Origin of the sequence: Pseudomonas putida (assembly GCF_028682635.1) — a bacterium.
Lineage (GTDB): Bacteria > Pseudomonadota > Gammaproteobacteria > Pseudomonadales > Pseudomonadaceae > Aquipseudomonas > Aquipseudomonas putida_AE.
This window is the reverse complement of the sequence record NZ_JANHLK010000004.1, coordinates 243039-256963: the sequence shown is the minus strand read 5'-3', so window position 1 is coordinate 256963 and position 13925 is coordinate 243039. Positions and strand designations below refer to the sequence as shown.

The 13925-nt window shown below is 59.5% G+C and carries 13 protein-coding genes, 1 tRNA gene and 1 pseudogene; 12 read left to right on the top strand and 3 right to left on the bottom strand.

Translation table 11 applies throughout. The annotated features are described in order from the left end of the window. Positions 1-124: 124 nt before the first annotated feature. The 6 genes from rbfA to NPS56_RS07190 all read left to right on the top strand — a co-directional run bounded on the left by rbfA (position 125) and on the right by NPS56_RS07190 (position 4827). The gene (gene rbfA / locus NPS56_RS07215) at positions 125-526 is read left to right on the top strand and encodes a 30S ribosome-binding factor RbfA (protein ID WP_008057429.1); all 402 of its coding nucleotides are present in this window, start codon (positions 125-127) and stop codon (positions 524-526) included. Positions 527-529: 3 nt separating this feature from the next. Continuing rightward, entirely contained in the window at positions 530-1447 is a 918-nt protein-coding gene (truB, locus tag NPS56_RS07210) for a tRNA pseudouridine(55) synthase TruB (RefSeq protein ID WP_274074065.1), read from the top strand. Between the two features lie 115 nt (positions 1448-1562). After that, a complete protein-coding gene (rpsO, locus tag NPS56_RS07205; RefSeq protein WP_046820615.1) occupies positions 1563-1832 on the top strand; it encodes a 30S ribosomal protein S15 in 270 nt (89 codons plus the stop codon). A gap of 206 nt (positions 1833-2038) precedes the next feature. Then, positions 2039-4144: a polyribonucleotide nucleotidyltransferase gene (gene pnp, locus NPS56_RS07200; protein ID WP_007915263.1), complete on the top strand. Its 2106-nt coding sequence runs from the start codon at positions 2039-2041 to the stop codon at positions 4142-4144. Between the two features lie 167 nt (positions 4145-4311). Next, positions 4312-4387: transfer RNA gene (locus NPS56_RS07195), tRNA-Thr, on the top strand. Between the two features lie 134 nt (positions 4388-4521). Then, the gene (locus NPS56_RS07190) at positions 4522-4827 is read left to right on the top strand and encodes a DUF6388 family protein (RefSeq protein ID WP_274074064.1); all 306 of its coding nucleotides are present in this window, start codon (positions 4522-4524) and stop codon (positions 4825-4827) included. A gap of 87 nt (positions 4828-4914) precedes the next feature. Here the strand turns inward: NPS56_RS07190 and nadC are convergent, their stop codons facing one another. Next, positions 4915-5763, bottom strand: coding sequence for a carboxylating nicotinate-nucleotide diphosphorylase (nadC, locus tag NPS56_RS07185; RefSeq protein WP_274074063.1), 849 nt, complete (start codon positions 5761-5763; stop codon positions 4915-4917). A 221-nt stretch (positions 5764-5984) separates the two neighbouring features. Here nadC and NPS56_RS07180 point away from each other — a divergent pair, with 221 nt between their 5' ends. The 6 genes and pseudogenes from NPS56_RS07180 (at position 5985) to NPS56_RS07160 (ending at position 11901) form a co-directional block, all read left to right on the top strand. Continuing rightward, a complete protein-coding gene (locus tag NPS56_RS07180) occupies positions 5985-7556 on the top strand; it encodes a DUF1631 family protein (protein ID WP_274074062.1) in 1572 nt (523 codons plus the stop codon). Between the two features lie 65 nt (positions 7557-7621). Then, positions 7622-8179 carry a 1,6-anhydro-N-acetylmuramyl-L-alanine amidase AmpD gene (gene ampD / locus NPS56_RS07175; protein WP_274074061.1) on the top strand — a complete coding sequence of 186 codons (558 nt, stop codon included), beginning with the start codon at positions 7622-7624 and terminating at the stop codon, positions 8177-8179. Then, a complete protein-coding gene (gene ampE, locus NPS56_RS07170; protein WP_274074060.1) occupies positions 8179-9015 on the top strand; it encodes a regulatory signaling modulator protein AmpE in 837 nt (278 codons plus the stop codon). Before ampD ends, ampE begins: the two co-directional genes overlap by 1 nt. A gap of 378 nt (positions 9016-9393) precedes the next feature. Then, positions 9394-10485, top strand: a pseudogene (locus tag NPS56_RS31295) (methyl-accepting chemotaxis protein); the annotation flags it as partial. After that, positions 10462-11391, top strand: a complete 930-nt coding sequence (locus NPS56_RS31290; RefSeq protein ID WP_406592381.1) for a methyl-accepting chemotaxis protein — start codon at positions 10462-10464, stop codon at positions 11389-11391. The pseudogene NPS56_RS31295 and the gene NPS56_RS31290, both read left to right, overlap by 24 nt. A gap of 120 nt (positions 11392-11511) precedes the next feature. Next, the gene (locus NPS56_RS07160; protein ID WP_274074058.1) at positions 11512-11901 is read left to right on the top strand and encodes a hypothetical protein; all 390 of its coding nucleotides are present in this window, start codon (positions 11512-11514) and stop codon (positions 11899-11901) included. Here NPS56_RS07160 and NPS56_RS07155 read toward each other — a convergent pair whose 3' ends face one another. Together NPS56_RS07155 and cra are read right to left on the bottom strand one after the other, a co-directional pair. After that, a complete protein-coding gene (locus tag NPS56_RS07155; protein ID WP_274074057.1) occupies positions 11902-12678 on the bottom strand; it encodes a TatD family hydrolase in 777 nt (258 codons plus the stop codon). Positions 12679-12681: 3 nt separating this feature from the next. Then, positions 12682-13677, bottom strand: a complete 996-nt coding sequence (cra, locus tag NPS56_RS07150) for a catabolite repressor/activator (protein ID WP_274074056.1) — start codon at positions 13675-13677, stop codon at positions 12682-12684. Positions 13678-13925 lie beyond the last annotated feature (248 nt).

Here is a 13925-nt window from a genome sequence, read left to right as displayed (position 1 = left end):
TGCAATTGCGCGGCGCATCGCCCGGACTCTAAACGCAACGCCCGGTCTGGCTTTTGTCAGGCCGGGCGTTTGCCGCTTTCAGACCACACGGGTTTCACCGTGGGGCAGTAACAGGTAACAAGACATGGCAAAAGAATACAGCCGTACCCAACGTATCGGCGATCAGATGCAGCGCGAGCTGGCACAACTGATCCGTCGTGAAGTCAAAGACCCGCGCGTCGGCCTGGTCACCATTACCGCTGTGGAAGTCAGCCGTGACGTCGGTCACGCGAAGATCTTCATCACTGTAATGGGCCAGGACAGCCACGAAGACATCGCGCAAAGCATCAAGGTGCTCAACTCCGCCGCCGGTTTCCTGCGCATGCAGCTGGCTCGCGAGATGAAGCTGCGCAGCGTTCCGCAGTTGCACTTCCACTACGATGAAAGCGTCGTGCGCGGTGCGCATCTGTCGGCCTTGATCGAGCGTGCAGTAGCCGAAGACAACCAGCACTCGGTTGCGGCACAAGCCGAAGACACCAAGGAGTAATCGGTGGCTCAGGTCAAACGTATCCGTCGTAACGTCAGTGGCATCATCCTGCTCGATAAACCGCTGGGGTTCACCTCCAACGCGGCCTTGCAGAAGGTCCGCTGGTTGCTCAACGCCGAGAAGGCCGGGCACACCGGCAGTCTCGATCCGCTGGCCACTGGCGTGTTGCCGCTGTGCTTCGGTGAGGCCACCAAGTTCTCGCAGTACCTGCTCGATTCCGACAAGGGTTACGAAACCCTGGCGCAGCTGGGCAAGACCACCACCACGGCCGATGCCGAGGGTGAGGTTTTGCAGGAGCGCCCGGTGACCGTTGGTCAGGCCGATATCGAAGCCGTACTGCCGCAATTTCGTGGGCAAATCAGTCAGATACCGCCGATGTACTCGGCCCTCAAGCGTGACGGGCAGCCCCTGTACAAGCTGGCCCGTGCAGGTGAAGTAGTGGAGCGCGAAGCGCGTTCTGTTACTATTACGCGCTTGGAATTGCTGGCCTTCGAAGGGGATACTGCGCGGCTTGCGGTGGATTGCACCAAAGGCACCTATATCCGCACCCTGGTGGAGGATATCGGTGAGCAACTCGGTTGTGGCGCTTACGTTGCAGAACTGCGACGTACCCAGGCCGGGCCTTTCACCCTGGCGCAAACCGTTACCCTCGAAGAGCTGGAAGCGGTACATGCCGAAGGCGGCAACGAGGCGGTCGACCGCTTCCTGATGCCATCGGACAGCGGCCTGCTGGATTGGCCACTGTTGCAGTTCTCGGAAGCGAGTGCGTTCTACTGGCTCAACGGCCAGCCGGTACGCGCCCCGGATGCCCCGAAGTTCGGCATGGTACGGGTACAGGATCACAATGGTCGCTTCATCGGTATCGGTGAAGTGAGCGAAGACGGGCGCATCGCGCCGCGTCGACTGATTCGGTCAGAATGACCGAACGAGTGTGGCTGTTAGCAGGCACGGTCACTACTCATTTTTAGATACAGGGATTTGTCCCTGGCCTGTTGAAACTGTTTTTGAAACAGTTTCCTGATAAAAGGATTGCCACATGGCTCTCGACGTTCAAGAAAAAGCTCAAATCGTAGCTGACTACCAGCAAGCTGTTGGTGACACTGGTTCGCCAGAAGTGCAAGTTGCACTGCTGACCGCCAACATCAACAAACTGCAAGGTCACTTCAAGGCCAACGGTAAAGACCACCACTCCCGTCGTGGTCTGATCCGCATGGTTAACCAGCGTCGTAAGCTGCTGGACTACCTGAAAGGCAAAGACGTGAGCCGTTACAGCGCTCTGATCGGTCGCCTGGGTCTGCGTCGCTAATAAGCGATTGCGCTAGAGGTTGGTTGTCTGTCGTGCGTCAGCGGTTTTCCGCCGGCGCGTGGCAGGCTCCCAGCCTCAAGTTTTATCTGGATATCCGTTTTGCCTGTGTGACACCCAGGACAACCGGTCGGGCCGATTCCCGGCGTTGCCCAAGAATTTCGCAAGAACCCAGTTTCCCCAAGAGCCACAAAAGAAGGTAGGACACCGTGAACCCGGTAATCAAAAAGTTCCAGTTCGGTCAGTCGACCGTCACCCTCGAGACCGGCCGTATCGCCCGTCAGGCCTCCGGCGCAGTATTGGTCACCGTTGACGACGACGTCAGCGTATTGGTGACCGTCGTTGGTGCCAAGCAAGCCGATCCAGGCAAGGGCTTCTTCCCTCTGTCTGTTCATTACCAGGAAAAGACTTACGCTGCCGGTAAGATCCCTGGCGGTTTCTTCAAGCGCGAAGGCCGTCCTTCCGAGAAAGAAACCCTGACTTCCCGACTGATCGACCGTCCGATCCGTCCGCTGTTCCCTGAAGGCTTCATGAACGAAGTGCAGGTTGTCTGCACCGTCGTGTCCACCAGCAAGAAGACCGATCCGGACATCGCTGCGATGATCGGTACCTCGGCTGCCCTGGCCATCTCCGGCATTCCTTTCGATGGCCCGATCGGCGCAGCCCGCGTTGCTTTCCACGAAAGCACCGGCTACCTGCTGAACCCGACTTACGAGCAGCAGGCTGCTTCTAGCCTGGACATGGTCGTTGCCGGTACTTCGGACGCCGTGCTGATGGTTGAATCGGAAGCCAAAGAGCTGACCGAAGACCAGATGCTGGGCGCGGTACTGTTTGCTCACGACGAATTCCAGGTTGTGATCAACGCTGTTAAAGAATTGGCCGCTGAAGCTGCCAAGCCAACCTGGACCTGGGCACCTGCGCCAGAAGCCACCGAACTGCTGGGCGCTATCCGTGCCGAGTTCGGCGAAGCGATCTCCCAGGCTTACACCATCACCGTCAAGGCCGACCGTTACGCTCGCCTGGGCGAGTTGAAGGACCAGGTCGTTGCCAAGCTGTCCGGTGAAGAAGGCCAGCCTTCCTCCAGCGAAGTCAAAGCGGCTTTCGGCGAGATCGAATACCGCACCGTTCGCGAAAACATCGTAAACGGCAAGCCACGTATCGACGGTCGCGACACTAAGACTGTACGTCCGTTGAACATCGAAGTCGGCGTTCTGCCAAAGACCCACGGTTCGGCTCTGTTCACCCGTGGCGAAACCCAGGCCCTGGTAGTCGCGACCCTGGGCACCGCCCGTGACGCACAGCTGCTGGACACCCTGGAAGGCGAGAAAAAAGACCCGTTCATGCTGCACTACAACTTCCCTCCGTTCTCGGTGGGCGAGTGTGGTCGCATGGGTGGCGCTGGTCGTCGCGAAATCGGTCACGGCCGTCTGGCCCGTCGTTCGGTTTCGGCCATGCTGCCTGCCGCTGACGTGTTCCCGTACACCATCCGTGTAGTGTCGGAAATCACCGAATCCAACGGCTCGAGCTCGATGGCTTCCGTTTGCGGCGCTTCCCTGGCCCTGATGGACGCTGGTGTGCCGATGAAGGCGCCGGTTGCCGGTATCGCCATGGGCCTGGTTAAAGAAGGTGAGAAATTCGCCGTCCTGACCGACATCCTGGGTGACGAAGACCACCTGGGCGACATGGACTTCAAGGTAGCCGGTACCGCCAAAGGCGTCACCGCGCTGCAGATGGACATCAAGATCAAGGGCATCACCGAAGAGATCATGGAGATCGCTCTGGGCCAAGCCCTGGAAGCGCGCCTGAACATCCTCGGCCAGATGAACCAGATCATTGGCCAGTCGCGTACCGAACTGTCGGCCAACGCTCCGACCATGATCGCGATGAAAATCGACACCGACAAGATCCGTGACGTCATCGGTAAAGGCGGCGCGACCATTCGTGCGATCTGTGAAGAGACCAAGGCTTCGATCGACATCGAAGACGACGGCTCGATCAAGATCTTCGGCGAAACCAAGGAAGCTGCAGAAGCTGCTCGTCAGCGCGTCCTGGGTATCACCGCTGAAGCCGAAATCGGCAAGATCTACGTCGGTAAGGTTGAGCGCATCGTCGACTTCGGCGCATTCGTCAACATCCTGCCTGGCAAGGACGGTCTGGTTCACATCTCCATGCTGAGCGATGCTCGCGTTGAGAAAGTGACCGACATCCTGAAAGAAGGTCAGGAAGTGGAAGTACTGGTACTGGACGTGGACAACCGCGGCCGTATCAAGCTGTCCATCAAGGACGTAGCAGCAGCGAAGGCTTCGGGCGTTTAATTACTCCCGCGTCTGACCGCTGAACAACAAAACGCCCCGACTGGTTCGGGGCGTTTTGCTGTGCGCAGATCGCAGCTTATGCAGGAGCTGCCGCAGGCTGCGATCTTTTGATTTTAAACGTGTTCGAAGTTGCCTGACTCCATGGTCAGTGCTAGGTTTAGCCCACTGCCCGTGTAGCTCAGCCGGTAGAGCAGCGCACTCGTAACGCGAAGGTCGCAGGTTCGATTCCTGTCTCGGGCACCAGCGACACGTTGTTTTCAGATGATCCCGAATGGTTCTGAAGGCCAGAAAAACCGGGTTTCAAGCGGTTTTTTTGCGTCAGAGAGATCCTTGATGATCCAGATCCATCTTCCATTCCCCCGATCTAAGAGAACGCCATGACCGTTAAAGAGATGTCCCAGGAAGCAAGGCACGTAGAAGCACTGAAGAAATACGTGTTGGATGCGCCAGAATTGATGGACGAGATCAAGGACCTGCCCGCCGACGATCAGAAAGACCAGATCCAGTGGGCGTTCGAGGATGAAGCCGAAGCCCAGGGCTTGCAGCCGTGGGAACTGACGCTCAAATACACATCAACCCCCGAAGAGTACGAGGCCGAGCGCCTGAAACTGCATAAGGAAGCGGCTGAAGTGTTGGGTGTCGAGTGGGATGAGTACTGCGAGATGAACAATCTCGTCGTTTGACGAGAGCTACTAGCTTCAAGCCGCAAGCTACAAGTCAAAGCGGGACCGCTTTAAGCTTGTAACTTGCCGCTTGTGGCTCGCAGCTCCTCAGAGGCTCAGTCGCATCGACAGATCCACAGCCTTCACATCCTTGGTCATCGCCCCAATCGAAATGTAATCCACCCCGGTTTCGGCAATCGGCAGCAATGTGCTTTCGTTGATCCCGCCGCTGGCCTCCAGCTTTGCCTTGCCATCGTTCAGGCGCACGGCTTCGCGCATGTCATCCAGGCTCAGTTCGTCGAGCATGATGATGTCGGCCCCGGCCGCCAGGGCTTCCTTGAGTTCATCCAGGCTTTCCACTTCGATCTCTACCGGCTTGCCCGGTGCAATCTTGTGCGCGGCAGCGATGGCCTGGGGGATGCCTCCGCTGGCGGCGATGTGGTTTTCCTTGATCAGGAAGGCGTCATACAGGCCGATGCGGTGGTTGTGGCAACCGCCGCAGGTGACCGCGTACTTTTGCGCCAGGCGCAGCCCCGGCAAGGTCTTGCGGGTGTCGAGCAGTTTCACCCGGGTTTCGGCAACGAAGTCTGCCAGTTGCTGCGCGCGAGTGGCGACACCAGAGAGCATTTGCAGGAAGTTCAGCGCGCTACGTTCGCCCGTCAGCAGCGAGCGGGCCGGCCCTTCGAGATGGAACAACACCTGGTTGGGCTTTACGCGCTCGCCATCGGCGACCTGCCAATGCACCGCCACCCGTGGGTCCAGCTGCCGGAAAACGGTATCGACCCAGGCAGTGCCACAGATGACGGCGGCGTCGCGGGTGATGATGGTGGCTTTGGCCAGGCGTTCGGCCGGGATCAGTTGCGCGGTGATGTCGCCGCTGCCGATGTCTTCGAGCAGCGCGCGGCGCACGTTGGCTTCGATTTCGGCGTTCAAATCGGCGAGACGTAGATTCGGCATAAGCAACTCCACAAACAAAGTGGTCCGATTATAGGGCCATGCTACCGGGCAACCCAAGGCATCCGCATTGTTCCCGGTCGATTCCGTGCCTGATCGACATCCGTGAGACTGTTCTTTTCATGCGCAGCGAGCCTCGGGGTGGCGTTAGGGCGACCTTTATCCGATAATTCGCCTTGGATTTGACGTCACGACTTTGACGGCTGCAGATTTCAGGAGGCTGGATGCACAACGACGGGAATGTGGTGCCTTTGCGCAGGGTCGCTACCGACCAGACGACGCACCCGCCACTCGCCCGCCTGCCTGTCATCGTCCTGCAGGTTCGCGACAAGGCTACTCAACAGCTCAGGCAGGGCTTGCAGGCGCTGTTCGATAATGCCGACGATAGCCTCTTCGAAATGGCTGACAGGGCACTCGATGATGTTGAGCAGAACCTGTTGTTTGAGGCGATGCGCGATTTGCGCTTGAAGCGCAAAAGCATCGAGCGGTTGTTTTTCGAGCAATTCTTCGAGGCGTTCATCAGCCTCGGTCACTGCGACCTCGCTTACAGGGCCCTGCCTCGGTCATTGTCTGCCGATACCCGCGGGGCGCTGCCGGATGACGGGCTGGAGCGTAACCAGGCTTTGGATGCGATGGTCAATCAGGTGCTCTATCGCGACGGATTTGCCCTTGACCAACTCACCGCCCGCCTCAGTACGTTGCTGGGCAGGACGCTGATCGAGCAAAACAATCCCCTGGGGCCGACGATGCTCTGCCAGTGCTTCCTTGGGGCCGGACGCCACCTGGGCGTGGACATCAAGGTCAAGCTGATTATCCTCAAGCTGTTTGATCGCTATGTGCTCAGTGGCGCCGGCCAGCTTTACGCCCAGGCCAACCAACTGCTGGTCGCCACCGGTGTGCTACCTGGCCTCACGCCCGCCCCGACCATCTCCACAACGGATAACGCCAGCGCCGGTACGGTTGCCACGCCAGCAGATCCGCAGGCTGATGAGATCGTGCCCGCGGTACTGGCGGCGCTGCAGGACCTGTTGTTGCAGGTGCGCGCGAGCATTGCCAATTCTCCTGAGGCCGAGGCCGGTGATCATGAGCGCGACAGTCTGTACCGGCGCATCGAGCAAGTGGCGCAGCGTTTTTTGGACGAGTTTGTCGACGACCCGGCGATATTTTCTGAACTGCTGAATGAATTCCTTGCGTTCGCCCGTGACGAACGCCGTCGCAGGGAATTGCTTGAGCAGCGGATTCGTGATGCCGAGGAAAGTCGCGGCAGAACCGCTTTGGCCCGCCAGCGAGTCGAGCAGGCTTTGAATCAGGCGCTGCTGGGCGAGAAATTGCCACAAAGTGTGCTGGGGTTCGTGCAAGACGCCTGGAGCAACGTTTTGCTGATGACCTGCCTCAAGCATGGCCATCTGTCGCTGCCGTGGCAGGCTGATGTGCAGACCATGGTGCAATTGATCTGGAGCGTCCAGCGTCATGACCTGCCCGATGCACGAGAGCATTTGTTGACGCTGGTCCCGGGGTTGCTCAAGTCATTGCGCGAGGGACTGAGCAGTTCGGCGTTCGATCCGTTTGCCACGAGCAAGTTTTTCACCGAGCTGGAGCGTTTGCACGTTCAATTGTTCGAGCATCCAGGGCATTCAGCAGGTGCGACGGCGATGGTCGAGGTGTTGGAGCCATTCACTCTGCCTACGGCTGGGGAAAGTCCCGCCGACACTGCTCGCGTGCTCGAGGATAGCGCATTGTTTGAACGCGCCCTGGCGTCGGTGATCGCAAAACTGCAGCGCCTCAATCGCGTCTAGTGATCGCCCCCGGTGGGCTATCGCGGCATACTGGGTGCCAACACAGTCGTCGTGAAGGAACCTGTATGCAGCTGGACCCCGCGAGCGGTTGGTGCAAGGGTGTGCATTTATGCCCCTCGCCCAACTTCAATGCGCGCCCCGAGGGCGAAATTTCCCTGCTGGTGATTCATAACATCAGCCTGCCGCCAGCGCAGTTCAAGACTGGCAAGGTGCAGGAGTTTTTCCAGAATCGTCTGGATGTCACGGAGCATCCCTACTTTCAAGGGATTGCCGACCTGCGGGTGTCTGCGCATTTTCTGATCGAGCGTGACGGGACCGTCACTCAGTTTGTCTCTTGCCTTGAGCGTGCCTGGCATGCGGGTGTTTCGAGTTTCGAGGGGCGGGAAACCTGTAACGATTTTTCCGTAGGCATCGAACTCGAAGGCACGGATGATCTGCCATTCGACGATGCGCAATACCGAGCGTTGACGACCCTGACTCGCCAGCTGCAAGCGGCGTTTCCGGCAATCACCACGCAACGCATCTGCGGGCACAGCGACATCGCCCCCGGGCGCAAGACTGATCCGGGGCCCGCGTTCGACTGGGCACGCTATCGGGCAGCCCTGGCACAAGAGGAAGGATAATGAGTTTTCTGGTGTTGCTGTTGGCGGTGTGGATCGAGAAATTTTCGGCCCTGCGCCATCGGGTTCAACGCGACGCTGGCTGGATTCGCGAGCTGCACAAGCTTGAACTCGGCCCGCGCCTGGTGAACCGTCCGTGGCTGGTCCTGGCGGTGCTGGTGTTGTTTCCGGTGGCGTTGCTGGGCTTGCTGCTGGTGGTGCTCGACCCAGTCGCCTACGGCCTGTTGGCGCTGCCGGTGCATTTGCTGGTGGTGATCTACAGCCTGGGTCGCGGTGATCTGCTGGCCGGTCTCGGTCCCTTCCGCGATGCCTGGCGTCGCGAAGACCTGCAAGCGGCGGCCCATGTGGCCAAGCGTGACCTGGACATCTGCGCCGACAATGCCGAGCAACTGCTGGAGCGGGTCGAAGGGCATTTGCTGTGGGAGGCCTACCAGAGCTTTTTCGCGATCATTTTCTGGTACTTCCTGCTGGGGCCGGTCGCCGCGCTGAGCTATCGATTGCTGGCCCTGGCCGAAGAACACGGGCAAAACCCCGCCGTGGTCGAGCGCGCCGCGCAACTGCGCCATGCATTCGACTGGGTGCCGGTGCGTCTGTTGGCCGCCAGCCTTGCCCTGGTCGGCAACTTTGTCGCGGTCAGCCGGGTGATGCTGCACGAACTGCTGAACTGGAACATCAGCGCCGCCCAACTGATCGAAAGGGTCGGACTGGTGGCCGGAGAAATCCCCGCCCCGGTGGTCGGGCCTGAGGGCATCCACAATCTTGACCGTATCTGGGAGTTGCTGCTGCGGGCGGCAGTGCTCTGGTATGCGGGGTTTGCGTTGTGGACTGTGTTGCCGTAGGAGCCGGCTTACCGAGTCGCCGCATGCTCGCGGATGCACCCGACCCACTGTAGGAGCTGGCTTGCCAGCGATGAAGGTCAACGATGACGCGTGGAGCCTGACACCCTGCGGTGTTCTCAGGTTTTTCGCGAGCAAGCTCGCTCCTACAGGGTTAACCGGGTTGCCCACAGCGCAGAACCTGGTACACGGTTCCCTGCCTGCGCAGCAAGAATTTGAGCGCACCGTTAACCTTAAGTTACAAAACATCCCCCTGATTTACGCTATACAGAGATAGCGCCGAATAGTGGCTATCTGCTGTCTCGCTGCGCCCACCCATAAAAATAAGAAATCCAAGGGAGACTTCCAGTGAAGAGCTTGCTCTATCCCGCCGTCGCGCTGATGAACCGCCTGAGTTTTGGCATGAAGTTCAGCCTGATCAGCGTACTGTTCCTGGTGCCAATGCTGGTCACCAACTTCTACCTGGTGCGTGACTCCTATCGCGAATTCCAGGGCACCCGGGTCGAACTGCAGAGCCTGGACCTGTTGGGCAGCAGCCTCGCATTACGGCGTGATCTGGAGACCCTGAACAATCTTGTGCAGATCAACGTCGCCCTGGGCCAATCCGGCAAGGCGGCGAATCTCGAGGCGCAGATCAATACGCTGGAACAAGGCGTTCTGGCACGCTTGCAGGGGTTGACGGCGATGGCCACCGATCCCGAGCAGATCGCATTGTTCGATGGCAAGCGCGATGAAATGATCAGCGCGTTCAAGGCCCAGCAGACGGAAAAATCCCTGCAAAGCAAAAGTGCACTTATCGGCAAACTGGTCGGCAATGCCCAGGTCTTCGGCCAGATTATCGCCAGCCAGGCCGGCCTGAGTCACGACAGCCAGAGTGACATGCGCCAGCTGAGCGAACTCGTCACCAGCATCACCCCGCGCATCACCCAGATGCTCGGCGAAGGCCGTGCATTGGGCTCCGCTTCGCTGGGCCAGGGGTTTCTCAATTCGTCGTCGAGTACGCGTTTCGATGAATTGCTCGCGCAAATCGAAAAGCTCCAGGCCGAGTATGGCCTGAAGCTGCAGGATGCCACGGGCTCCAGCAATGCCGCGCGTGAAGCCCTGGCTACCCCGGCTGACAGCAGCAAGGCCTCGTTGAAAAAGGCCAGTGAACTGTTCGAAGAGCAAGTGGTGATGGCCGACACGCTCGATGCACCGTGGCTGGCCTTTTACGATCAGGTCTCGACGCTGATGGGCCAGACCTACCAGCTCAATGAAGCCACCTTGAAATTTCTCGGCAGCCAGCTGCAACAGCGCCTGGACCAGAACCGCACGCACATGATCCTGCAGGCCGTTGCGCTGTCGGTGGTGTTCGTACTGATCTTTTATCTTTACGGCGCCTTCTACGCCTCCACCCGCACCACCCTCAAGCGCCTTGGCGCGGTCATGGACAAGGTGGCGGCTGGCGACATGACGGTCACCTTCAATGCCCACAGCCGTGATGAACTGGGTGAGTTGGGCGAGGTGTTCAACGGTACCGTGAAAAAGATCCATGACTTGATCGAGCGTGTCGGGCAGACCGTCGGCGAAGTCGAGCGCCAGGCCGGGCAAGTCGAGAGTGTCTCGGCGCAAAGCAACCAGGCCGTGGCCGGGCAGCGCTCGCAGATCGAGCAGGTCGCCACGGCGATGAACCAGATGTCGGCCACCTCCCTGGAGGTGGCGCGCAGCGCGGCCGCCGCCGTCAGCAGCGCCCACAGCGTCAACGACGAAACGGTGAGCGGTCGTGGGCTGGTGCAGTCGCAGCAGGGCAGCATCGCGGCACTGGCCAGCGAAATCGACCAATCGGTGCAGGTGATCAACCAGTTGGCCAGCGACAGTCAGTCCATCAGTCGTGTGCTGGAGGTGATAAAGAGCATCGCCGAACAGACCAACCTGCTGGCGCTCAATGCCGCCATCGAGGCTGCCAGGGCGGGTGAGCAGGGTCGCGGGTTTGCGGTGGTGGCGGATGAAGTCCGCACGCTGGCCAAGCGCACCCAGCAATCGACCGAAGAGATCGAACAGATGATCGCCAAGCTGCACGGCGGTGTCGGGGCCGCGGTCAAGGCGATGGGCGTCAGCCATGAGATGGCCAGCGGCACGGTGGGGCAGTCGGAAAAGGTCCAGCAGGCCCTGGAAAATATCCTTGGGGCGGTCGGCATGATCGTCGACCAGAACCAGCAGATCGCCGCGGCTGTGGAACAGCAGACCGCAGTCGCCCATGACATTGACCAGAACATCGTCGAGATCAACCGTGCCGGAGAACGCACGGCCGAAGGTGCGCACCAGACCGAGGATGCCAGTCGAGCGCTTTCGGCGCAGGTGGTCGAGCTCAAACAGCTGATCAGCGCGTTCCGGGTCTGAAAGCTCTGTAGTACCTCTTCCCAATGCCTGGAGGAAACCTCCTGTTTTCCTCCGGGCTCTGGTTTTTCGGCTTCAATGAAGGAGTATCCACTTCACTGACCGCTTGGAGGAGGCACGGTTATGGCTGTTGCAACACTTGGAATCCAGGGTCGCTGTGCACATTGCCAGCGCACGCTGTTGCTTAAACCCTGGCAACTCAATGCCATTGCAATCAACGAAGCATTCACCTGTTCGCACTGCCAGAAAACCCTGCAACTGTGCGACCCGAAACAGATCAGGCGCTTCAAGTCCCTGGACTCGATAGCCATGTTGAAGGCAAGCCTGTTGGTCACGATTTGCACCACATTGCTGGTGGTGCTGGTACTGGAATGGATCGGTATATTCAGCGTCGTGGAACAGCTGAATTTTTCGCTGGGCGCGATTTTCGTCTACTTCGTTGCCCTTCGATTTGCCCGTCAACGTCAGCACATGACGCTGATTCTCGAGGCCGCCAAGGCCCACGTCGACTGATCACCAGTTGAACAGTTCACGGGCATTGGCGGTGCTGGCGGCGGCCAGTTGTTCGGGGGCGAGCGACATGATTTGCGCCAGCGCCGTGCAGATCGCCGGCAAGTGCGCCGGGCTGTTGCGCTGGCCGGGGAACATCGCCGGTGCCATGTCCGGCGAGTCGGTTTCCAGCACCACCGATTCCAGTGGCAACCGCGCGAGCACCCGGTGCATGCGCAGTGCCTGGGGCCAGGTCGCCGCGCCTCCGAGACCGAGCTTGAAACCGAGCTTGATGTATTCGCGGGCTTCTTCCTGGCTGCCGGCGAACGCATGGATGATCCCGGCGCGTTTCAACTTGAAGCGTTTAAGCGTGGCAATCACGGCCGCATGACTGCGGCGCACATGAATCAGCGCGGGCAAGTGGAAATCCACCGCCAGTTGCAGTTGCGCGTCGAACAGCGCTTGCTGACGTTCGCGATCCAGGGTTTCGATGAAGTAGTCCAGGCCGATCTCACCCACCGCACACAACTGGCGATGGCCAGCCAATCGCGTCAGCCAGTCGCCCAGCTCGGTGAGATGCTCGGGACGATGATCCTCGAGATACACCGGGTGCAAACCGAAGGCCGCATGCAGGTCGGCATCGCTTTGCACCAGATCCCAGACACGTTGCCAATTGCCCTGATAAACCCCCAGCACCACCATCTGGCGCACCCCGAGTGCGCGGCTTTCGGCCATCAGCGCCTGACGATCTGCGTCGAAGTCGGGGAAGTCCAGGTGAGTGTGGGTGTCGATCAGGTCCATGGCTCAGTCCTGGCGAATACGTTGTTTGAACGTCCGCGCGATGGCCTGCACACCGGGTTGGTAATCGGATTGCTCGATGGCCGCCAGGGCGAGCGCGAGTGCCTTGTCGGCAATCAACTGGTGTTGCTGCGCCATGGCATTCACCGGCAGCGGCAGGAAATCAAGCAACTGGGTGTCACCAAATGTGCCGAGGCGCAGCGGGCGGGTTTTCAGCGGGAAGTCGTGCAATGCATCGAACACGCCCTGCAGCAGGACATAGGACGTGGTCACCAGGGCTTCTGGCAAATGCCCTACGCGCTGGAGCAATTCTTCCATCAACTGTTTGCCGCATTCACGGCTGAACGAATCACCGTGTTCGATCAGGACCTCGCCGTCGTACCCGATCAAGGCCTCCTTGAAGCCGGCGGCCCGTTCCTGGCTGATGCTCAACTCGGGGCGGGCACCGATCAGCGCGATCTGTTTGGGCAGCGGATCAAGCAGGCTCCGGGTCAGGTGCAGGCTGGCCTCGCGGTCGTCGCTGATCACCGAGCAGAAATACTCGGGCTCCATGACCCGGTCGATGGCGATGATCGGAATGCCTTTGGCTTGCAGCAGGCGATAGCTGTCGTCGCCCGGCGGCAGGCAACTGGCGACGATCAGGGCATCACAGCGACGGGCGCGGAACAGTTGCAGCAGTTGCCGTTCACTGTCGGGTGCATCGTCGGAGCTGGCGATCAACAGCTGATAGCCACGCGCCCGGGCACCTTGTTCCAGGAGCTTGGCGATCCGCGCGTAACTGGGGTTTTCCAGGTCCGGCAGAATGAAGCCCAAGGTTCGGGTGTGGCGACTGCGCAGGCCGGCCGCCTGGGGATTAGGCGTGAAGCCATGTTCTTCGACCACCGCGCGCACGCGCTCGACGGTAGCGCTGCTGATGCGTTGCTGTTCGGCCTTGCCATTGATGACGTAGCTGGCGGTGGTGACAGACACACCGGCCAGCTGGGCTATATCACTGAGTTTCAACCCGCTATTCCTTGTTTTCTCGAGGTTGCCTCGACATTTTCACCAATCCTACCCGATTCAGGCAGGCGACCTTTGTCACAACGCATCCGACAAGTTGGGCTTCAACGATGCAACATTATCGAGTAACGTGCCAATCACTCTAGATTAAACGATTCAGCAAGCGTATTTTCTACATTAATGGCTGCTTTGGCCGGTTCTGCCGCGAAACCACCAAAGATTGTTTAAAGACAAAGGCCTAAGCTGAATCA